Genomic DNA, 20,200 nt, shown 5'->3' on the forward strand with positions numbered 1-20,200 from the left:
AGATAGGATGTAGTTATCATCAAAAAATAAGTAAAAACGGAAATCAAAATCTGTTCAACAGATTTTTTGATTTCCGTTTTTGTTTTAGGACTATTTTTAGTCTCATCCTACTTGTAATTAATCTATTCTCTTAATGCATTTACCAACTACCAGGCAATCTTAGTCAGCTTTTTTCTTTTTCTTAGAAGCTTTTTCACGTTCATTTTTATTTAGAATTTGTTTACGCAAACGGATACTTTCCGGTGTTATTTCGCAATATTCATCGTCGTTAAGAAATTCCAGTGATTCTTCCAGTGTTAAAAGTTTTGGTCTCTTGATTACAGAAGTTTGATCTTTCGTTGCTGAACGAACGTTAGTCATTTGTTTTGCTTTGGTAATATTTACAGTCAGGTCATTATCACGATTGTTTTCTCCAATGATCATACCTTCATATACTTCTGTTCCCGGTTCTACAAAAACCGTTCCGCGTTCCTCAATACTCATAATACTGTAAGTAGTTGCTTTTCCTGTATCAATGGAAACAAGCGCGCCCTGGTGACGTCCGCCAATTGTTCCCTGAATCATAGGAAGATACTGATCAAATGTATGGTGCATGATTCCATAGCCCCTTGTCATAGACAGGAACTCTGTTGTATAACCGATCAATCCACGAGCAGGTGCAAGGAAAATCAGACGAATCTGCCCATTCCCCGTATGAATCATATCCTGCATTTCGCCCTTACGCTGGCTCAATGACTCAATAACACTTCCCATATATTCCTCAGGAGTATCGATTTGAACACGTTCAAAAGGTTCACATTTGATTCCTTCAATCTCACGTTCGATAACTTCCGGACGTGAAACCTGCAGCTCATACCCTTCCCGACGCATATTTTCAATTAAAATAGATAAATGAAGCTCCCCGCGACCTGAAACAGTCCAGGCATCCGGTGAATCTGTTGGTTCTACTCGTAAAGATACGTCTGTCTGCAATTGTGCCATCAAACGTTCTTCAATCTTTCTAGCTGTAACAAATTTTCCTTCTCTGCCGGCAAAAGGAGAATTATTAACAAGGAAAGTCATTTGCAGTGTCGGCTCATCAATATGAAGAATCGGCAAACCATCCTGATGATCAATCGGTGTAACTGTTTCACCAACGAAGATATCTTCCATCCCTGAAACAGCAATTAAATCTCCAGCTTTTGCTTCCTGAATTTCCAAACGCTGTAAACCGAAGAAGCCAAATAGTTTGGTTACTCTGAATTTTTTCACTGTTCCATCAAGCTTAAGCAAAGCAACCTGATCTCCAACTTTTATCGTACCACGGAAAATACGGCCAATTCCGATACGCCCAACATAATCGTTATAATCAAGTAAAGAAACCTGAAATTGTAACGGTTCGTCGCTATTGTCAACTGGAGCCGGAATATGTTCGATAATTGTATCAAAAATTGGTCCCATTGTTTTTTCCTGATTTGCAGGATCATCTGACAAACTGGATGTTCCATTCAAAGCAGAAGCATAAATAACAGGAAATTCAAGCTGATCTTCATCTGCTCCCAATTCAATAAACAGTTCCAGTACTTCATCTACAACATGCTCAGGTCGAGCAGAAGGTTTATCAATTTTATTTACTACAACAATTGGAGTCAAATGCTGTTCCAATGCTTTTTTCAAAACAAAACGCGTTTGAGGCATTGTTCCTTCATAGGCATCAACGACCAGTAAGACACCATCAACCATTTTCATGATTCGTTCTACTTCACCACCAAAATCCGCATGTCCTGGTGTATCCATAATGTTTATGCGAGTTCCCTGATAATCAACAGCAGTATTTTTTGCTAAAATTGTGATTCCGCGTTCTTTTTCAATTGCATTGGAATCCATTGCACGTTCTTGTAATTGAGTGTGTCCGTCTAATGTAGATGACTGCTTCAATAACTCATCTACCAGTGTTGTTTTTCCGTGGTCAACGTGGGCAATAATTGCTACGTTCCGGATATCATTTCTATAATTTACCATTGTTTGCTCCTATCCGTTTGCTTACTACACAATTTACTATCTAAATCCGACTGTTTATTATAACAAATTTTTTTCATGAAATACAGCCCAAAGTTTTCATAAATGCTGAAAACTTTAGACTGTGCATACTTTTTCTGAAAATAATCATTCATTCCTTTGCTATTCAGTCATATTTTCTTTAAACATTGCAACAATTTTCTGATGGTTCTCCGGCATTGCCGCAGCAAAATATTCTCTTCCATCAAACGACAATGCTTCCCCTGTAAGAGTAGTTGACTGATAGCCGAAAGATTCAAGCAGAACCATCCCAGGTGCATAATCCCATGGTGCCAGGTTAGAGATATACCCAACATGACTCCCTTTGAGCAGTGCAATCATTTCCAGACCGGCACATCCGCTCACCCGAATCCCCAGACTTGCATTTGCCACCGCTTTAGCCCCATGAACATTTTCCCCGTACATATAAGCATTGAAGCCTAAAAGACCGTCACGCAAATCAACGGGAGCAGGAGCCGACAGCTTTTCTTTATTTCGATAGACACCAAGCTCTTTCCCACCCCAGTACAATTCACTGCGCATCACATCATAGATAAACCCCAGTTGTCCAATACCGTCTTCAAATATACCAAGCATGATACAGAAATTTTCCTGCTCTATCACAAAATTCATCGTTCCATCAATCGGATCAATGATCCAAACACGTCCATCTAAAGAATCAATTGTACTGCAGCCCTGCTCTTCCCCAAGAATTTTATCTTTCGGATAAACTTCCTGTATTTTTTTTATAAGAAACTGTTGTGTCTCTTCATCAATATTAGTCACTAAATCTTTACGATTAGATTTTTCCTTAACTTCCAATGTTTTTGTCAAACTCTCTTTAATAAACTCGCCGGCTTCCATCAGCCAGTTTTTTACTTGTTCTACATTTACTGTCTTCATTTGATCAACCTCCCATTTTTAACTTTCCGTTTTTTCTTTTTCTGGCTTCTTGAACGGTACGGTATAATGAGTAGCCCGATGCTTTCTCAAATTCATTGCCCAATCGCTTTTCTTCACCAATGCTTTTTACTATTTCTTTGAATGCTGTATAGCTTTCCAGAAATTTTTCAACAGTAATCCCTGATTCATTTGCCTGTTCTAAGGCAGACCATAAATTGGTCACAATAACCATTTCTTCCGTTGTCCAGTCTAAGTCCAACGGATATTGATATTCCTTCATAAATTCACCCCATCCAATTTAGTGTAGCACAAGTGAAAAATCGTCGAAAGTAATCACTCAATTTTATTTACTGTAACGCTTCTTTTTCCAGTCGTCAAACAGAGGCAAAGAAAGCTGTCCCTTTCCCTGTTCAACTTTTTGTGCTGAATAAATTCCAGCATTACCTGAACACAAATAACTGACAATGCAAATCATAACAAGAAAAACAGCTGCTTCACTCCCAAACAGCTCTATCCCCATAACAGAACAGGCAATTGGTGTATTCGTGGCGCCGGAAAAAACACCAATAAAGCCGAGCGCTGCTAAAAACGGTATCGAAACATGTAAAACCTGTGCCAGACTGCTTCCTAAAGTTGCGCCAATTTCAAATAAAGGTGTAACTTCGCCTCCTTGAAACCCTGCACCCAACGAAAGGATAGTAAAGAAAAACTTTCCTGCAAAATCAAACATATAAGCATGTCCTTGAAAGGCATCCGATAATAACGGTAAACTTAATCCCAAATACCGTTGGCTCCCAAGTAAAAGAGCTGCCGTAACAACAACTGCTCCTCCTATAAAATTATATACAATAGCATTTTCAAACCAATTACTGTAGACTTTTTTTAGAAAAACAATTGAATGACTGAACCCCCACCCAATCAGACCGAAACAAATCCCCGCTATCAGCAGCTTCATAAACAACCATAGCGACCACTCTGGAATTGCCCCCATTGAATAATGACTATGTGTTATACCGTACATTTCTGTTACAGCATTTGCAAAGAATGCAGAGAAAAAACTAGGGAAAACAGCCTCTGAACGGAGCTTCCCTAAGACAAGAACTTCAATGCCAAATAAGGTTCCTGCAAGCGGAGTTCCAAAAACAGAACTAAACCCTGCACTAATACCGCTGATAAGTATCATCTCTCGTTCATAACCAGAAAGTTTAAATAGCTTGGCAATAAATTCTGCTGTTGCTCCGCCCATTTGTACCGCTGTCCCCTCTCGTCCAACAGAGCCTCCAAACAAGTGAGTTGTGATTGTTCCAAATAGAGTAAGCGGAATTAAGCGCAACGGAATCTTCTCTTCACTCCCATTGGCCCCCTTAATAACCAAGTTATTTCCGCCAACAGCAGTTTTTCCGTAATGACTATAAAGAAAAGCAACGATTGCTCCGCTAATCGGCAACAAAAACAACAGCCATTGATGACTCATTCGATAATTTGTAACCCATGTAAGGCTGGTCAGAAAAAATGCAGATAATGATCCCATTATTATGCTGATAATCACAGAAATCACCAGCCATTTCAACATATACATTCCTATTGTTATTATTTGATTCTTCATTTTCCCCATTACAAATTCCCCCCGATCCAAAATGAAAACGCCTACCAAACAGGAAAATAATTCCTAATTTAGTAGGCGTCATTAATTTATTACTGGAATAAATGCTTATCGGCGAACACCATCGCCATCTCTAGTTATTCAACTATTACTATTTTACCACAATCCTCTTTTAGAAACAGACAGAAATACTTTAAGTTAATACATATTCTAAAGCTGAATTCAAAAAGAGCTGCAGTTCGGACAAGTCAGCCCTGCAGCTCTTTCATCATGTCTTACAGCTGTGTCTCGTTTTTTATCTGTACTGGTTGTACCTGTACAGATTCTTTTCTTCCAAAGTATTGTGCCCATTTTCCTTTAACGCCCTCCAATAAAGGTGTAGAGGCTTCTTTAATGGCACAGTATTTATCAACCATCGTTACAATATAGCTTTCTTTATATTTTGGCGGAGCAATAGTTGCTCCCCACATATGCTTGATGATGATGTCACGTTCCAAGTCAGATAAGTCTGTAATTTTTTCTGCATTTCTGGCAGCAATCCTTGGATGCATATATGCATGAGAGCCTTCATCAAATTTAGTTGTACGCCAGTCATAATAAAACAAATCATGAAGCAGTCCAGCTCTTGCTGTCGCTCTGGCATCACCATTCCATCGTTTGGCAAGCTTGTAACTGTTGTAAGAAACACTGATACAATGCTCTAAACGAGTAGAATTTATATGTTGAATGTAATTTCCCAACCTCTGTACTTCTTCAGTTGCCAATAAATCTTCTACATAAGACATATATTCTTTATCTTCAGTCCAATTTTCTGTCATAGATATGGGTTCCACCTTTTTTTGAAGTTAATTCACTAAACTTGTGAAAAGTATAGCACCCTTTTTTTAAAAATACTAGATTATTTAAAAGACGTAAAAAAAGCTTAATATTTATCCTTTATGGTAATGACTTCACTAGGATTATTAAAAATACTTTATGGTAGAGCAGTCTTCAAACATGTAGGGTTGACAGTCCATTGAATTGAAATATCTATCTATTATTTATTTTTCCAAATCCATTTCAATGCTTCCTTTTCGAATTTCTTCACAAACTCATCCTTATAAGCCATGTATCCATCAATATCTGTCGGATTTTGATTGGCTGCCTCCATTTTTATTGCACCATATTCTGAAGCAACTTTCGGATGTGTACGTAAATAATCTCTAAACGCAACATGTCGTCCTATTTCTTTCAGATTATCATATTGATAAGCATGTACTTGATGGGTACGCTCATCTCCGCCATTTTGAAAGTACCTTCTTCCCGGCAACCCATACTCTCCCCAGCATTCATAGCCAAGCTCCGCCATATTATTAATGTATTGATCCAGCTGATTTATATCATCAACAATTAATGAGATATCAATGACTGGTTTTGCTGCTAAATTAGGAACAGAAGTACTTCCAATATGAATGATGTTTATAATCAAAGCTGCAGGAAGAACCTCTGTAATCTTTTTCTTCTCCTCTAAAAATTGACTTGGCCAAAACGGATTATATGGAACGACTTCAATTTTTCTTACCAATTTATTTCCACCTCTTTTAAAAAAACACCAACAACTCTTTGATTTCAAAAAAGAAGTTGTTGATGTATGACTTATTTGTTTTCAGATAGTTGGAACGTTGTTCTAGCCAACTCCTCTTTCAAAATTACTTCCAGCTTTAGATATCCATTAACTTTTTCATTAAATTAAAAACTCTGATATTTTCTGATTCGCAGCAGCCTTCATACAACGCGGCTTCCAGTAATTCTTTCATAACAGTTTCATACTCTTCATTTGTTTCCGTTCCAGCACCATAGATTAAACGAAAAGATTTAGTCTCTGTCTGGAATCCCCATAAAACAATCCTGTTACATTTCATCCGGGGCATGAAGTCCCAGCAAACGCAAGTCCTCTTTAAGTAATACAGCCATTGCTGAAACAAGAGCAAGACGAGCTTCTTTTTGTTCATCCTCAGCCAAGATTTTTACATGAGCATAGTATTTATTAAAAGCTTGAGCCAGCTGAATAGCATGCTTGGCAATCACAGAAGGTTCATATTTTTCAGCAGCCTGCAAAACAGTTTCCGGGAATTTTTGCAATAATTTAATTACTTCCCAACTGTCTTTGTCATTCAAACTATAGTCATCAGACCCATTCGCTTTAAAGTCCGCTTTTCTCAAAATACTCATGGCTCTTGCATGTGTATATTGAACATACGGTCCTGTTTCACCCTCGAATCGAACCACTTCATCTAAGACAAAATCAAAATTATTCAGGCGGTCATTTTTCAGATCATGGAAAATAACAGCCCCAATTCCGACTTGTTCTGCTACTTCCCGTCGATTTTTCAAACTAGGATTTTTCTCAAGTATTTGCTGTTCCGCAGATTCCACTGCTTCATTCAGTACTTCTTCCAAGAGAACAATTTTTCCTTTACGGGTTGAAAGCTTCTTACCGCCTTGAGTAATTAACCCGAAGGGGACATGATGCATATCATCAGACCAGTCAAAGCCCATTTCCTTTAATACTGCTTTAAGCTGTCTGAAATGATTAGACTGTTCGTTTCCTACAACATAGACTGATTGCGCAAAATTGTATGTCCGTTTTCTATAAACGGCAGCCGCCAAATCTCTGGTAATATAAAGTGTTGCCCCATCTGATTTACGAATTAAAGCAGGATTTAAGTTATAAGCTGTTAAATCAACAATGTCTGCACCCTTGTCTTCTTTTAACAAGTGCTTTTCTTCCAATAATGTAACGATCTCATCCATTTTGTCATTGAAAAATGCTTCTCCATTGAAAGAGTCAAAAGAAACTTCCAGCATATCATAGATTTTATTGAATTCCTTTAATGATTCATCTCTGAACCATTGCCACAGCTGAATAGCTCCTTCATCTCCATCTTCAAGCTTTTTAAACCATGCTCTTGCTTCTTCTTCCAATTCTGGTTCTGTTTCTGCTGCCTCATGAAAATGAACGTATAAACGCAGAAGCTCATTAATTGGTTCCTCTTTCACAGCTTCTTCTGAACCCCATTTTTTATATGCAACAATCAATTTTCCGAATTGTGTTCCCCAGTCGCCCAGATGATTAATCTTGACAGGCTTATAGCCGATTTTTTCGAGAATATTTGCAATTGCATTTCCAATTACTGTAGACCGAAGATGCCCCATCGAAATAGGCTTGGCAATATTTGGAGAAGACATATCGATTGTAATATTTCCGTTATTTCCAATTGAAGCCTCACCAAAGTCAGCCCCTTTTTCAATAACTTCTTTGATTACTGATCCACTGACTACTTTTTTATTCATGAAAAAATTTAGATATGGACCAACCACTTCAATTTTTTCGAATGAAGCTGGATCTATTTTTTCTGCCAGCTCTGCTGCAATCTGCTGAGGTGCTTTTCTGAAAACCTTCGCCAGTGAAAAAGCCGGAAAGGCAACATCTCCATGATCTGATGTTTTGGGATTTTCCAGCAGACTTAAGACCTGCTCAAAACTCAATTCTTCTTTTACAGCAGTGAAGATCGCTTCTGCTACAATTTGCTTATTGTTCATTTATTTCCCTCCTAAATATAAATAAAAAACGCCTCTAATAAATCCATTAAAGGATTATTAGAGACGAGAAATTCCCGCGGTACCACTCTGATTGTCTGTCTATAAACAGACCTGCTTTGACAGATAACGGCTGTCAGCCGACTGTTTTTATTCAGTAACTACAAAGTGCGCTTCCCAATTTCCTCCATTCCCGGCTTACACCTTCCCGGGATCGCTGATCTGAATGCCGAAACTAGTACTCTCTTTGACTGTAAATTTTCTATTCAATTCATTGCAAAGTATAGCAAAAAATTTGCTCCTTGGCTAGAGGCTGTCTGAAAACTATTGAGGAAAACGGGTTGTCAACGCTTTTCCAACCAGACGCGTTTGTATCGAGAATCGAACACGATCCTCGAAGCATGGAGGGGCTTTGCTCCTACGCTTCTTCGAATGCTCGAATCATACAAAGACTGGAACACCGTGTATTCGGTTTTAGGGATCTCAGACATACTTTTGTCACAGTCCCATATATATTGGCGTGTGTCTTATGACTTTTTACATAACTTGCTCCTGCGCTTCTTCCGATGCTCGTCGCATGAAGGGCTTTGCTCCTGCGATTACTCGTCGCATGAAGAGATTTGCTCCTGTGCTTCTTCTGCTGCTAAAAACTGAGGCCCGGCACTGCATTTAAATGATAATCTGCAAACTTGCCTTTTTTCTGTTCAATAAACGCTGCGGCTCCAATCATTGCCGCATTATCTCCACAAAGCTTTAATGGCGGGATGATCAGCTGAACATTTGGAAGCTGATCTGCTGTTTCCTGTTCCAATACTGTCCTCAAGCCCTGATTTGCGGCAACTCCTCCTGCCACAATCAGCTGCTTTACCTGATACTCCTGACAGGCTCGTATTGTCTTGGAAACTAAAACTTCAATTACGCTGGCCTGAAAACTAGCAGCTAGATCTTCTTTATTCAACACTTCTTCACGTTGTTCTGCATTATGAACGGTATTGATAAAAGCACTCTTTAGTCCGCTGAAGCTGAAATCATAATTAGATTCTTTCATCATTGCTCTTGGAAAATGAAAAGTATCTGACCCTTGATGGGCCAATATATCAATTTCTCTTCCACTTGGATAGGCAAGACCAAGTACTCGTCCAACTTTGTCATAGGCTTCCCCGGCAGCATCATCTCGTGTTTCACCGATAATTTCGTACTCGCCATCTTCTTTCATATAGACAAGCTCCGTATGTCCGCCGCTGACCAGCAAAGCCATTAACGGAAATTCCAAAGGCTGTACCAGTTTTGCAGCATATATATGACCTGCCATATGGTTGACAGGAACCAGCGGCAAGTCATGAGCCCAAGCAAAGGCCTTGGCTGCCGACACGCCAATCAGCAAAGCACCAACTAATCCCGGACCATAAGTAACAGCAACCGCAGAAAGTTCATCCGGCGAAACGGCTGCTTCTGTCAACGCTTCATCTATGCAAATAGTAATTTGTTCTACATGATGACGGCTGGCCACTTCAGGAACAACACCGCCAAATCTCTGATGGCTTTTAATTTGAGAAGCAATAACATTGGAAAGAATTTCACCGCCGTTTTTTATGACAGAAACACTCGTTTCATCACAGCTGCTTTCGATAGCCAAAAGCAAATTGTTTTCTTTTTCAGAAACAGTCATTTAATTCAACTCCTCCATTCTCATTTCCATCACCATTCCATCTTCAGTTGGCTGATGATAATAATTTTTTCGTTTGCCAATCTGCCGGAAGCCAAGTGATTTATAGAGTTTTTTTGCAGGCTCATTCGATTCTCTGACCTCCAGAAAGACTGTTTTCACACCACTTTCTTTCATACATTGAATGACACTCTTTAACATCCTTTTGCCAACACCGCTGCTTTGTCTGGATTTTTCAACCACCACATGTGTGATATCCGCTTCATCAAACGTCTGATAATAGCTCACAAAACCTAACCAAACCTCATTTGCAGTATAAATCAGGTAATGACTGTTGGGTTGAGAAATGTCTTCTTTAAATTGATCCTTTGTCCAGGGAGAGCCATGGAAGTAACTGTTTTCACTTAAAAGCCACAGCTTTTCTTCTGATTGAGAGACACTTGGCAATTCTTTTAATTCACTCATCATTTACACATCTCACAAGTCCATTTTCATTTCCAGTGCATGCTCACCATCATCATAATAGCCCTCAGTGATTTTATTGGATGAAAATCCCAACTTACGATAGATTCCCTGAGCATGTTTATTGCTCAGCCTCACTTCCAATGACATATTTGTACATTGATGATTTTTAGAGAAGGCTATCGCTTCTTTTAATAAGTATACAGCAATCCCTTTTCCCTGTTCTTTTTTTGCCACTGCAACATTTGTAATGTGTCCATCCGCTTCAATGACCCTACAGCCGATGAATCCGACAGTTTTCCCCTCTTTTTGAACAAGGATATATAAATGCGGATTTTTTGAATGCAGTTCATTCAAAAACGCAGAGCGTGTCCAGGGAACCTCTCCTTCATAGACTTCTCGTTCAATCATCAGAAGATCCTTGATATCATCCTGCGTAATTTCTCTTACAAAGTATTCATTGTTTCCAATCGCAATAACAGCACTTTCATACTCTTTCGGCAGTTCCTTTTTTCCAAATAATTTTTCTATAAAATTAAATTTTTTCAACATAGTTCTCATCTCCCGGAAAATGATCTTTCAACCAGTTTTCTTCAGCTTCCACCCGTTTAAGATATTCGGGCAGAAAGTGATGAACTTCTTTTACTGGTTCTTTACCAGCCCCTAATTGAGCCAAAACAGCTCCAGAAGGAATCTGCCACTGAGGATGCTTATTTATTTCAGCATTGTCCAACTTCTCTTCAATAGTTATTCGAAATTTCTCAACATCTTCCCCAACAAAATAGATGGATGGAAAATCTTTTAATTTTTCAAGCCATTGATTCATTGAGATATGCTGATCAGGGATCACTGTTTCCCAATTTTCATTTACTTTGTCATATTGATAAGCACCACTGTAGACATTGTTTCTCCGCGCATCGAATAGAGGAACAATCAGACTATCCATGTTCAGGCAGTTAGCTGCTAAAGTCAACAAACTGGAAATCCCCACCAAATCAATCGATAAAGAATAAGCCAGAGTTTTGGCTGTGGTTACTCCAATTCTCAAGCCTGTGTATGAGCCGGGTCCCTGAGCTACCACAATTCGATCCAGATCCTTTGGCTTCAGTTGACTATCCTCCATCACTTTCGATATTGCCGGCATTAATGTTGTACTGTGATTTTTCTGTACAGTGCTGGTATATGCACCTAGTATTCGGTTGTTTTCACATACAGCTACACTTAATGTTTGATTTGATGTATCAATTGCTAAAATGCGCACAAAAAATCCGCCTTTCCCTCTTGTTGTCGATTTATTGTAGCATATTTTTGATTGAAGGTAAAAAAACAAAAAACATCTTTTTTAAAGGTTGAACTGGTTACAAAATATGCCCTGATTTATCTGCTTATTTTTATTTATAAGTTAAGTATTCTTCATGTCTTTCCATTCAACAGCTATGGTATAATAAAACGAAAAGTCTTTTTCAAGGAGGAATAATAATGGGAATTATTAAAGCAGCAATTGATTCAGTTACTGGTGGCTTGGCAGATCAGTGGGTTGAAATTATTGAACCAAGTGATATGTCAGATACTACCGTCATGACTAAAGGTATTTTTGCCAGAAAAAATGATCGTCGGGGATCAAATACTAAAGGAACAAGTGACGTAATCACAGACAATTCTGTTGTCCACGTATATCCTAATATGATGATGATCCTTGTAGATGGCGGAAAAGTCATCGACTATACAGCAGAAGAAGGCTATTATATCGTTAAAAATGATTCTGCCCCTTCTCTATTTAACGGAAGTCTGAAAGAAGCTGTTAAGGAAACCTTCAGCCGGGTAAAATTTGGCGGAACAACTCCTCAAAAACAACAAGTTTATTATATCAATTTACAGGAAATCAAAGGAATCAAATTCGGTACTTCTTCACCAATTAACTATTTTGATAACTTTTATAACGCAGAGCTGTTTTTAAGAGCTCATGGAACCTATTCAATTAAGATTACTGATCCTCTGCTGTTCTTCACCAATGCGATTCCAAGAAACAAAGACCGGGTTGAAATCAGCGATATCAATGAACAGTATTTGGCAGAATTTTTAACAGCTCTTCAATCAGCTATCAATAAAATGTCAGCTGACGGTGAAAGAATTTCCTATGTCCCTTCAAAAAGTATGGAGCTGAGCAGCTATTTATCCAATATTTTGGATGATAACTGGCGTGCTTTGAGAGGAATGGAAATTGTTTCGGCGGCAGTCTCCAGTATCTCCTATACAGATGACTCTACAAAACTGATTAACATGAGAAATCAGGGAGCAATGCTAGGTGATGCTAGTGTACGTGAAGGATATGTTCAAGGCTCTATAGCTCGTGGAATAGAGGAAGCCGGGAAAAACCCTGGTGGTTCAATGTCCGGGTTTATGGGAGTCGGCATGGGGATGAATACTACCGGAAACTATTTCAGTCAGGCCTCTCAAACAAATCAGCAGCAGATGCAACAACAGCAAGCTGCCCAACAAAATCAGGCAGCTGAAAATAGCACCGGCGTCAGCTGGGTCTGCCCTCAGTGTGGTACTGAGAACACCGGAAAATTCTGTTCTAACTGCGGGACACCTAAACCGACAGATGAAAAACCAAAATTAGAAATGAAATGCAGCGAATGTGGGGAAATTGTTGATTTAGCAGGCGGGATTCCTAAATTCTGCCCTAATTGCGGCAAACCTTTCCAAGGTGTCCCTATTTAATTTGTGGATATGCAGCATACTTGAAAGAGGAGCAGTGAACATTTCCTGCTCTCTTTCTTATTAACGATAGAAAGGGAAATTGCAATGGACTCTTTTACTCATAAATGCCCTAATTGCGGCGGTCCGCTGTTATTTGATCCGAAAGATCAAAAATTTCATTGTGAATATTGCTTAAATATTTATACAGAGGAAGAAGTTACTGCTTATGAGCGGGCACAGCGTGAGGCAAAGCTGGAAGAAAATACGAACAATTCAGCAAACGATACTACTCAACCAATCGAAACACCTGATTCTTCAGATAGTCAGACACAACAGGCTGAATCTGAAAATATGGAACTTTTTATTTGTAACAGCTGTGGTGCTGAAATCGTTACTGATGCAACCACAGCAGCAACATACTGTTATTACTGTCATAATCCAGTCGTTCTTTCCGGCAGACTCAGCGGAAAATTTTTACCTGACAAAGTGCTGCCTTTTTCCATTGAAAAAGAAGAAGCTGTTGAACAATTTTTAGCTTGGACTAAAAAGAAGTGGTTTATTCCTAAAGATTTTTTCAACAAACAGCAGATTGAAAAATTGACTGGAGTCTATTTTCCCTATTGGTCTGTTGATTCTGAGATTAGCGGAGAAATGGATGCAGCTGGAACAGCGATTCGAATTTGGCGGGTTGGAGATATTGAATTTACTGAAACAAAGCAATTTGCAGTAGGAAGAAAAGGAAAATTGAACTTTCGGGAACTGCTGAAAAATGCTTTATCTAAAAATACTCAGCAAAAAATGATGGAGGGGGTTCAGCCCTTCCCGATCAATCAAGCTGTTGATTTTAAAAGCCAATATCTGGCAGGGTTTCAAGCCGAGAAAAGGGATATTGAATATGAAGCAATCAAAGATCAGGTAAACAAGGAACTGAAGGGTTATTCGGAATCTTTGCTAAAAGATTCCGCAGCAGGTTATACAACGCTCTCAAATGTCCGAACATCCATTTCTGTTGATAGGCAAAAATCCAATTATGTCTTACTTCCGATGTGGCTGGTCACGTATCGTAATCAATCCGGCGGTGATCAGGTTTATTACTACGCAATGAACGGTCGAACAGGTAAAGTGAACGGTGTACTGCCAATCAGCGGCAAACGATTAGGCTTGTTCAGTTTGGGTATGTTTGCAGTTCTTCTGATTCTCTTTTTGATTGGGGGCTACATGATATGAGAAAGCACTTTATACTTTTTATAGCGCTGATCGGCTCTTTGTTTCTGCTTCCTTCCTTTGCTCTAGCTGGAAATAATACCGTTGATGATCAGGCAGGATTGCTAACTGCTGAACAGATTCAACAATTGAATAAAGCAGCGGAAGAAATCGAAACGAAAGCAAAAGCTTCAGTCTTTATAGTGACTAATACAACGAATACAGATGATTCTACCCGTTTTGCCGACTTGTATATGATGGACAGAATTGGAAAAAACGAGAATGGGATCACCTTCTATATTGATATGAACAACCGGAAATTTATTATTTCCACTTCCGGCAACATGATTGACTACATGACTGACAGCAGAATCGAAAACACCCTGGATGATATAGAGCCTTACATGATCGATGGGAACTACTTTCAGGCAGCACAAAGCTTCCTGAAAAATGTCAGCCGTTACGTTGATGCCGGAGTTCCTAAAGGGCACTACCGAATTGACAGTGAAACCGGGAAAATTACGTATTATAAAACATTGACTATAACCGAAATTATTATTGCAGTTGCTGCAGCTCTGGTTATTACAGGAATTTTTGTCGGAATTGCTGTTTCGCGCTATCGCCTGAAATTTGATTCCTACAATTATCCATATCGTGAGAAATCCGCTTTGCAGCTTACTAGTAAAGAAGATCGTCTCACAAATTCATTTGTTACACAGCGAAGAATTCCAAAAAGCAATGGCGGCTCCGGCGGCAGCAGTGGTGGTGGTGGAAGTACTACCCACTCGACCGGTGGAGGAACCTTCGGCGGCGGAGGCAGAAGCTTTTAAAAAATAAAAGTAGTTGGCTAAAATAGAAAGAAAGGATTTCTCTATCAAGGACAAGAGAAATCCTTTCTTTCTATTTGTACTTCTTAATTTGACTCTTCCTCAAATTTCTTCAAAGTGTCTCAATACATAATCTTCTGCTTGTCTTGACCAAATTCCTTGATTTTCTGCCACAATTTTAGCCAATTCGTTGTCAAGATCTTCCAGCTCAGATAATTCTGTACGTTCAAAATTTTTATGTGTATAAACAAGCTTTTTCCCGCCGCCTACTTCCGGCTGATTAAGCGTTGTTTCTCCTACCGCATTTAGCCCCAATATATGTGTAACAACATTGGCAACATTTACTTTTTTGGCTTCAATTAATTCGACTGCTTTTCGCATATCCTCTGTGTTGCCCCCGGAAGTTCCAACATAATGGGTGAAGGAATAATGCAGATCATAAAAGTTGATTTCTGCTGAAAAAGTTTTATCCTGTGGTCCAGCAAAGAAATTCAAACAGCCATCAGGATTCAGCAGTGCTGACGCTTCACTCAGGACTTTAGACACCGGAATCATCACAAAGATATCATCAAATTTCCCTCCGACTGTCTTTTTCAAGAATTCAGTCTGATCTGACTCATCTTTCACATTTACATAAAATACTTCAATCCCATTTTGGCTTGGGTAAAGTGCTTCCGCCCGCTTTAGTTTCTCTTCATTCACATCGGTAACAACGATCTTTTTCGGGTTGACGGGCCCATGAAGTGCATAGTCAATCGCCAACAGCCCCATTGGTCCGGTACCTCCCATAATTAATAATGTTCCATCCTCTTTAATTCCCATTTTATGTTCATAGCTGTTATCAATTAGATGATAGTTCGCTTCAAAAGCACCTATAACGCAGGACAATGGTTCAATCAACGAACCTTCAAAATACGTTTCGCCATTATAAGGAATTAAACAATCCTGTACCATAACGTCTTTTGACAAGATAATGTACGTCGCATCTCCGCCCGTAAATGGATATGAGTACCCTGGACAATCCGGGCGATCCGGCAACTGTAAATTTGCCTGAACAACATATTTTTCACCCGGTTTGTATTTACTTTGCCAACTTGCACCTACCTCTAAAATCTCACCACAGAATTCATGTCCAACAATAATTGGCTGTTCTGCCAAATTATCCGGCGCCTTTTTGTGATCTGCTCCCTGGTTTGACAGTTTCCATGTGGACATACAAATGCTGTCGGTAATAACTGAAGCCAGTATTTCATCTTCATTAATTTTTGGCAGTTCAAATTCTTCCAGACGAAGATCTTTTTTCCCATATAGTCGCACTGCTTTTGTCTTCATTTTTCTTATGCTTCCCTTCTACTGTAAAATACCTGCACCATAACCAATAATTCCAATTGCAAATAAAATAAAGATTAATAAGATTGGACTGATTTTTTTCTTCAACAATTTCATCATCAGCAAAGTTAATCCCAGTGCCAGCAAGCCCGGAACTAAGTCGTCCAAAATATTTTGAACAGTCGTTACAACCATTTCTCCATCTGTTCCCGGTGTTTCTGAAACAACTAAAGGAATGTTGATAGTGGTCCATTTAGTTACTAGAACACCCATAATAAACAGCCCGAGTATTGTTGCTCCTTCCGTTAATTTCTGCAGAAGACTGCCAGATAAATCCTGAACAATGTCCAGACCTTTTTTAAAGCCATAGGTCAAACCGAACCATTTCATTGCCAGACGAACCGTGTTAAAGGCAATAAAGAAAATTACAGGACCTAGTATACTTCCAGTCAAAGCCAATGAAGCACCGATTGCAGCTGTAATGGGTCGTAAAGTTCCCCAGACTAACGGATCGCCGACACCGGCCAGAGGTCCCATCAATCCAACCTTCAAACTGTTAATTGTTCCGTCATCAATATCAGCTCCGCTGGCTTTTGCCTCTTCCATGGCGATGGTCACGCCAATAACCGGACCGCAGACTGCAGGAGTCGTATTAAAAAAAGTCAGATGTCTTTTTAATGCTTCTGCCTGCTCCTCTTTCGTTTTATACACTCGCTTTATCGTTGGAATCATATCTACACAAAAAGCCAGGGCATGGATTCTTTCATAGTTGAATGAAGCCTGTTGGAAATTTGAAAAAACAAAGGTCGTAAGTAAATCTCTTTTTGTAATTAAAGACTGTATTTGTTTTTCTGTATTTACTTCTGTTTCTGCTGCTTCCATTACTCTTCCTCCTTAATCTTCCAGTTCATCTTCTGCTATAGAAGAAATACCAGCTGCTGCTACCGTTGCTTCAGACTGAGGCTGTCCCTGCTGTCGAAAATTTGGATTCAGCTGAACGTAGACAAGTGCAGTAATCAGACCCACCACCCCAAAGGAAAGCAGACTAAAATCCAGATAACCGCCTAAAACAAACCCCAGATAGAAAAACGGCATTAGGTATTTTACACTCATCATGTTTAGAACCATTGCATATCCAACAACAACAATAAAACCCCCTGCTGCTGCAAGTCCGCCTGTCACAACCTCTGGAATCATGGATAACATACTATCAACCATTTCTGCACTGACAAATGCCGCCACAATAGTAGCCGGAACAGCCACCCGCATTGCCTGAACAAACAGTGCACTGAAATGCAGGAAAATAATTTTGTTAAATGCCGCTTTCTCCGCTTCTCGATCTGCAGCATGTTGAAAAGCAACAGTAATTGTTCGAGCGATGACAGTTAACACCTGTCCAGCTGCTGCAACCGGCAATGCAATCGCAATTCCAGCTTGAATATCCTGCTGCCCCACAACAACTAAAATAGTTGAGATTACACTTGCCAATGCAGAATCAGGTGATTGAGCTGCACCAATATTCATCCAGCCTAATGCAATCAGTTCCAGAGTACCGCCTAAGATAATACCTGTTGTCATATCTCCTAAAATCAATCCTGTTACTGTACAGGCAATTAACGGTCGATGTGTCTGAAATTCATCCAAAACACTGCCCATCCCTGAAACAGCTGAAAAAACAAAGATTAGAATAATTTGAATTACTGAAAGTTCCACCTTTTCTCCTCCTCATAAAATATATTTGTAAGCATCAAATTTGATACAAGTACTTGATCATCGATAATTAAATAAAATAACTAGTAGTCTTTCCCTCCTTGATTCCCGGTGAAGCCGCCTGGTGAGGAACATTACGATGGCCAGTTGATGATTCTTAAAATCAACGAAGGTGCTTTCTCTCCCACGCTTTTTACAATACAGCCTCACTCAATTTAGCTTCAAAGTTTATCTTTGGATCTGTTGCAACCACCCGGCAATCCAGTTCAACCCCTGCACGTTTCAACTTCTTAAATGCCTCCACATCTTCAGCACTGACTGAAATCGCCTTGGTTATCTGTGTTTTTCCAGTCTTAAATTGCATTCCTCCAATATTGATTGACGTTATGGGAACTCCTCCTTCAACAAGTTCAAAAACTTCACTTGGATTTGTAAATAAATAAAAAACTGTTTCCTCATCATATTTCGGATTATTAAAAACTTTAATTGCTTTTTCAACATCCACAATATTCACTTTAATTCCCGGAGGTGCTGCCTGCTTCACAAGTGTTTTTCGAATGGTGTCTTCATTCACTTCTTTGCTCACAACGATGATCCGGCCCGCACCTGCTTCTTTTGCCCAGACTGTTGCAACCTGTCCATGAATCAGACGATCGTCAATTCTTGCCAATTTAATTTTCATTAAAAATCTTCCTCCTCCTCTTCTTCTATTTTTCCACTAAAAGATTGTACCGTTTCCTCTGCCATTTTTTTTACTATGCATACGATTTCATTTATCGGCAGTGTTTCAATCAAGCTTGCTATTTCCAAAACTAATGGTAACGACATGCCTGACAAGACTTGAATATTCTTTTTCGGTTCTTTCATCGCCAGACTGCAGCTTGCATTATAGGGCGTGCCGCAAAAGAGATCAGCCAGAATTAATGTTTCTCCTGTTGCCTGATTCAGGACATTGCTCAACTTCTCTTCCAAACTCTCCAATCCATCCTGCTGATCAAAAGCAACTGGGTAAAATCGGTCTGCTGTTCCAAATATCATTTCCAGAGAATGCTTCATTTCCACCGCCAAACGTCCATGAGCAACCAGAATTACATTTGCCATTTTAGTTTCTCCTATCCTCTTGTTTTTCCTCCAGCTACATTGATCGTAACCCCGCTGATATAACTTGCCTTGTCTGAAATCAAGTACGCTACTGTGTCAGCGATCTCAGATAATTTCCCGCTCCTTCCCAAAGGAATCGTACTGGTTTGACTGTAGCCTTTTCGAATATCCTCAACCGTTTTCCCCCTGGTGTAAGCTAATGCGGTTTCATAATTCAGTGTTCTAAGACCGGTCTCTTCCATGATCCCCGGTGCAATACCAACTACACGAATTCCTTCTTTTCCCAGTTCCTTTGCCCATGATCGTGTAAAGCTGTTCACGGCCGCCTTTGTTGCCGCATAACAGCTCTGGCCTTCAGAGCCTTCGAGCCCAGCTTCAGAAGACATATTGATTATGACCCCTTTTTTCTGTTTTACCATTACTCTACCTGTCAGCTGGCTAACCAGATAAACCCCTTTTTGATTAATGCTGGTCATCTTTTCAAACAGCTCATCTGTCAGTTCATATTCACTATGTTCTTTTTTATCAGCCAGCAATGCTGGAACATTCACACCAGCATTATTAACCAGAGCATCAATTCTTCCATACATGCTTATTGTAAAATCAACCAGCTGCTTTACAGATTCCCTAGAGGTTACATCGGTCCGCACAAAATGAAGATTTTCATGATAATAATCCCCCTCATTTATATCTCCATTAATAACAAAAGCACCCAGTTCGCATAATTCCTCAGCAATTGCTGCCCCAATACCAGATGAAGCTCCAGTAACAATTACGACTCTTTTTTCAATATTCAACCAGTTCATTTCACAGCCTCTTTTCACATTTGATATTTACGATCAACATTTGTGATATCACGTTTTTATTATATGATCATAAATTCACAATGTCAACCACTTTTTCACATTTGATTTCAAGAAATCACAAATGATGCTATCTTTATCTTTTTTGATAAAATCAAAACCTCCAGTGTGAACTGGAGGTTTGCTCTGCGGCTGAAAGCCTCTATTACCGGCCAGAGCCTGAAAGGCCCACTGAAGAAAGGTCTCCCGCTAGCACCACAATTACTCACGACTC

At 39.4% G+C, this 20,200-nt stretch carries 20 protein-coding genes, 2 pseudogenes, 1 riboswitch and 1 other annotated feature; of the genes and pseudogenes, 4 read left to right on the forward strand and 18 right to left on the reverse strand.

All coding sequences use genetic code 11. The features are described 5' to 3' along the window. Nucleotides 1–159 precede the first annotated feature (159 nt). The 12 genes from typA to tsaB all read right to left on the reverse strand — a co-directional run bounded on the left by typA (nucleotide 160) and on the right by tsaB (nucleotide 11,511). Nucleotides 160–2,001: a translational GTPase TypA gene (gene typA / locus IW492_RS14670; RefSeq protein WP_202068513.1), complete on the reverse strand. Its 1,842-nt coding sequence runs from the start codon at nucleotides 1,999–2,001 to the stop codon at nucleotides 160–162. A gap of 159 nt (nucleotides 2,002–2,160) precedes the next feature. After that, nucleotides 2,161–2,940, reverse strand: coding sequence for an inositol monophosphatase family protein (locus IW492_RS14675; protein WP_202068515.1), 780 nt, complete (start codon nucleotides 2,938–2,940; stop codon nucleotides 2,161–2,163). Between the two features lie 4 nt (nucleotides 2,941–2,944). Continuing rightward, nucleotides 2,945–3,220 carry a UPF0223 family protein gene (locus IW492_RS14680; protein ID WP_202068517.1) on the reverse strand — a complete coding sequence of 92 codons (276 nt, stop codon included), beginning with the start codon at nucleotides 3,218–3,220 and terminating at the stop codon, nucleotides 2,945–2,947. 63 nt (nucleotides 3,221–3,283) lie between these two features. Further along, the gene (locus IW492_RS14685; protein ID WP_420705975.1) at nucleotides 3,284–4,555 is read right to left on the reverse strand and encodes a voltage-gated chloride channel family protein; all 1,272 of its coding nucleotides are present in this window, start codon (nucleotides 4,553–4,555) and stop codon (nucleotides 3,284–3,286) included. Between the two features lie 56 nt (nucleotides 4,556–4,611). Then, nucleotides 4,612–4,681, reverse strand: a riboswitch (Fluoride riboswitch). A gap of 137 nt (nucleotides 4,682–4,818) precedes the next feature. Further along, nucleotides 4,819–5,361: an HD domain-containing protein gene (locus tag IW492_RS14690; protein ID WP_202068518.1), complete on the reverse strand. Its 543-nt coding sequence runs from the start codon at nucleotides 5,359–5,361 to the stop codon at nucleotides 4,819–4,821. 218 nt (nucleotides 5,362–5,579) lie between these two features. Further along, nucleotides 5,580–6,107 carry a GrpB family protein gene (locus IW492_RS14695; protein ID WP_236671937.1) on the reverse strand — a complete coding sequence of 176 codons (528 nt, stop codon included), beginning with the start codon at nucleotides 6,105–6,107 and terminating at the stop codon, nucleotides 5,580–5,582. Nucleotides 6,108–6,243: 136 nt separating this feature from the next. Then, nucleotides 6,244–6,444: a hypothetical protein gene (locus IW492_RS14700; RefSeq protein ID WP_202068519.1), complete on the reverse strand. Its 201-nt coding sequence runs from the start codon at nucleotides 6,442–6,444 to the stop codon at nucleotides 6,244–6,246. Next, nucleotides 6,434–8,125 (reverse strand): arginine--tRNA ligase, encoded by a 1,692-nt coding sequence (argS, locus tag IW492_RS14705; RefSeq protein ID WP_202068520.1) that lies wholly within the window; start codon nucleotides 8,123–8,125, stop codon nucleotides 6,434–6,436. The genes IW492_RS14700 and argS overlap by 11 nt, the downstream gene beginning before the upstream one ends. Nucleotides 8,126–8,181: 56 nt before the next feature. Continuing rightward, nucleotides 8,182–8,383: a binding site (T-box leader), on the reverse strand. Nucleotides 8,384–8,765: 382 nt separating this feature from the next. Beyond that, complete coding sequence (tsaD, locus tag IW492_RS14710) at nucleotides 8,766–9,791, reverse strand: tRNA (adenosine(37)-N6)-threonylcarbamoyltransferase complex transferase subunit TsaD (protein ID WP_202068521.1); 1,026 nt, start codon at nucleotides 9,789–9,791, stop codon at nucleotides 8,766–8,768. Next, the gene (rimI, locus tag IW492_RS14715; RefSeq protein ID WP_202068522.1) at nucleotides 9,792–10,253 is read right to left on the reverse strand and encodes a ribosomal protein S18-alanine N-acetyltransferase; all 462 of its coding nucleotides are present in this window, start codon (nucleotides 10,251–10,253) and stop codon (nucleotides 9,792–9,794) included. Between the two features lie 12 nt (nucleotides 10,254–10,265). After that, on the reverse strand, nucleotides 10,266–10,802 hold the full coding sequence (gene rimI / locus IW492_RS14720; RefSeq protein WP_202068524.1) for a ribosomal protein S18-alanine N-acetyltransferase: 537 nt from the start codon (nucleotides 10,800–10,802) through the stop codon (nucleotides 10,266–10,268). After that, on the reverse strand, nucleotides 10,786–11,511 hold the full coding sequence (tsaB, locus tag IW492_RS14725) for a tRNA (adenosine(37)-N6)-threonylcarbamoyltransferase complex dimerization subunit type 1 TsaB (protein WP_202068526.1): 726 nt from the start codon (nucleotides 11,509–11,511) through the stop codon (nucleotides 10,786–10,788). The genes rimI (IW492_RS14720) and tsaB overlap by 17 nt, the downstream gene beginning before the upstream one ends. 218 nt (nucleotides 11,512–11,729) lie before the next feature. On the opposite strand from tsaB, the gene IW492_RS14730 reads away from it, so the two are divergent. The 4 genes and pseudogenes from IW492_RS14730 to IW492_RS14740 all read left to right on the forward strand — a co-directional run bounded on the left by IW492_RS14730 (nucleotide 11,730) and on the right by IW492_RS14740 (nucleotide 14,986). Beyond that, nucleotides 11,730–12,974, forward strand: coding sequence for an SPFH domain-containing protein (locus IW492_RS14730; protein WP_202068528.1), 1,245 nt, complete (start codon nucleotides 11,730–11,732; stop codon nucleotides 12,972–12,974). An 84-nt stretch (nucleotides 12,975–13,058) separates the two neighbouring features. Next, nucleotides 13,059–13,203 (forward strand): annotated as a pseudogene (locus tag IW492_RS18745) (TFIIB-type zinc ribbon-containing protein); the annotation flags it as partial. A 101-nt stretch (nucleotides 13,204–13,304) separates the two neighbouring features. Next, nucleotides 13,305–14,180, forward strand: a pseudogene (locus IW492_RS14735) (TFIIB-type zinc ribbon-containing protein); the annotation flags it as partial. After that, nucleotides 14,177–14,986 carry a TPM domain-containing protein gene (locus tag IW492_RS14740; protein ID WP_202068530.1) on the forward strand — a complete coding sequence of 270 codons (810 nt, stop codon included), beginning with the start codon at nucleotides 14,177–14,179 and terminating at the stop codon, nucleotides 14,984–14,986. The pseudogene IW492_RS14735 and the gene IW492_RS14740, both read left to right, overlap by 4 nt. 99 nt (nucleotides 14,987–15,085) lie before the next feature. Here the strand turns inward: IW492_RS14740 and IW492_RS14745 are convergent, their stop codons facing one another. The 6 genes from IW492_RS14745 to IW492_RS14770 all read right to left on the reverse strand — a co-directional run bounded on the left by IW492_RS14745 (nucleotide 15,086) and on the right by IW492_RS14770 (nucleotide 19,929). Next, entirely contained in the window at nucleotides 15,086–16,315 is a 1,230-nt protein-coding gene (locus tag IW492_RS14745) for a zinc-binding dehydrogenase (RefSeq protein ID WP_202068531.1), read from the reverse strand. An 18-nt stretch (nucleotides 16,316–16,333) separates the two neighbouring features. Continuing rightward, nucleotides 16,334–17,194 carry a mannose/fructose/sorbose PTS transporter subunit IID gene (locus tag IW492_RS14750; protein ID WP_202068532.1) on the reverse strand — a complete coding sequence of 287 codons (861 nt, stop codon included), beginning with the start codon at nucleotides 17,192–17,194 and terminating at the stop codon, nucleotides 16,334–16,336. 12 nt (nucleotides 17,195–17,206) lie between these two features. Further along, nucleotides 17,207–18,025: a PTS mannose/fructose/sorbose transporter subunit IIC gene (locus IW492_RS14755; RefSeq protein ID WP_202068534.1), complete on the reverse strand. Its 819-nt coding sequence runs from the start codon at nucleotides 18,023–18,025 to the stop codon at nucleotides 17,207–17,209. 190 nt (nucleotides 18,026–18,215) lie between these two features. Further along, complete coding sequence (locus IW492_RS14760) at nucleotides 18,216–18,704, reverse strand: mannose/fructose/sorbose PTS transporter subunit IIB (protein ID WP_202068537.1); 489 nt, start codon at nucleotides 18,702–18,704, stop codon at nucleotides 18,216–18,218. Next, nucleotides 18,704–19,123, reverse strand: coding sequence for a PTS sugar transporter subunit IIA (locus IW492_RS14765; RefSeq protein ID WP_202068538.1), 420 nt, complete (start codon nucleotides 19,121–19,123; stop codon nucleotides 18,704–18,706). Before IW492_RS14765 ends, IW492_RS14760 begins: the two co-directional genes overlap by 1 nt. 11 nt (nucleotides 19,124–19,134) lie before the next feature. Further along, nucleotides 19,135–19,929, reverse strand: coding sequence for an SDR family oxidoreductase (locus tag IW492_RS14770; RefSeq protein ID WP_202068539.1), 795 nt, complete (start codon nucleotides 19,927–19,929; stop codon nucleotides 19,135–19,137). Nucleotides 19,930–20,200: the final 271 nt, after the last annotated feature.

This window comes from Enterococcus sp. BWB1-3, assembly GCF_016745275.1.
Classification (GTDB): Bacteria; Bacillota; Bacilli; order Lactobacillales; family Enterococcaceae; genus Enterococcus_L.

Coding starts and splice junctions, on each gene's coding strand:
- rimI (WP_202068522.1), bottom strand. CDS start 10,253: ATGAGTGAATTAAAAGAATTGCCAAGTGTCTCTCAATCAGAAGAAAAG.
- IW492_RS14700 (WP_202068519.1), bottom strand. CDS start 6,444: ATGAAATGTAACAGGATTGTTTTATGGGGATTCCAGACAGAGACTAAA.
- IW492_RS14675 (WP_202068515.1), bottom strand. CDS start 2,940: ATGAAGACAGTAAATGTAGAACAAGTAAAAAACTGGCTGATGGAAGCC.
- rimI (WP_202068524.1), bottom strand. CDS start 10,802: ATGTTGAAAAAATTTAATTTTATAGAAAAATTATTTGGAAAAAAGGAA.
- IW492_RS14730 (WP_202068528.1), top strand. CDS start 11,730: ATGGGAATTATTAAAGCAGCAATTGATTCAGTTACTGGTGGCTTGGCA.
- IW492_RS14740 (WP_202068530.1), top strand. CDS start 14,177: ATGAGAAAGCACTTTATACTTTTTATAGCGCTGATCGGCTCTTTGTTT.
- IW492_RS14750 (WP_202068532.1), bottom strand. CDS start 17,194: ATGGAAGCAGCAGAAACAGAAGTAAATACAGAAAAACAAATACAGTCT.
- IW492_RS14760 (WP_202068537.1), bottom strand. CDS start 18,704: ATGAAAATTAAATTGGCAAGAATTGACGATCGTCTGATTCATGGACAG.
- IW492_RS14690 (WP_202068518.1), bottom strand. CDS start 5,361: ATGACAGAAAATTGGACTGAAGATAAAGAATATATGTCTTATGTAGAA.
- IW492_RS14685 (WP_420705975.1), bottom strand. CDS start 4,555: ATGGGGAAAATGAAGAATCAAATAATAACAATAGGAATGTATATGTTG.
- argS (WP_202068520.1), bottom strand. CDS start 8,125: ATGAACAATAAGCAAATTGTAGCAGAAGCGATCTTCACTGCTGTAAAA.
- IW492_RS14680 (WP_202068517.1), bottom strand. CDS start 3,220: ATGAAGGAATATCAATATCCGTTGGACTTAGACTGGACAACGGAAGAA.
- typA (WP_202068513.1), bottom strand. CDS start 2,001: ATGGTAAATTATAGAAATGATATCCGGAACGTAGCAATTATTGCCCAC.
- IW492_RS14765 (WP_202068538.1), bottom strand. CDS start 19,123: ATGGCAAATGTAATTCTGGTTGCTCATGGACGTTTGGCGGTGGAAATG.
- IW492_RS14770 (WP_202068539.1), bottom strand. CDS start 19,929: ATGAACTGGTTGAATATTGAAAAAAGAGTCGTAATTGTTACTGGAGCT.
- tsaD (WP_202068521.1), bottom strand. CDS start 9,791: ATGACTGTTTCTGAAAAAGAAAACAATTTGCTTTTGGCTATCGAAAGC.
- IW492_RS14745 (WP_202068531.1), bottom strand. CDS start 16,315: ATGAAGACAAAAGCAGTGCGACTATATGGGAAAAAAGATCTTCGTCTG.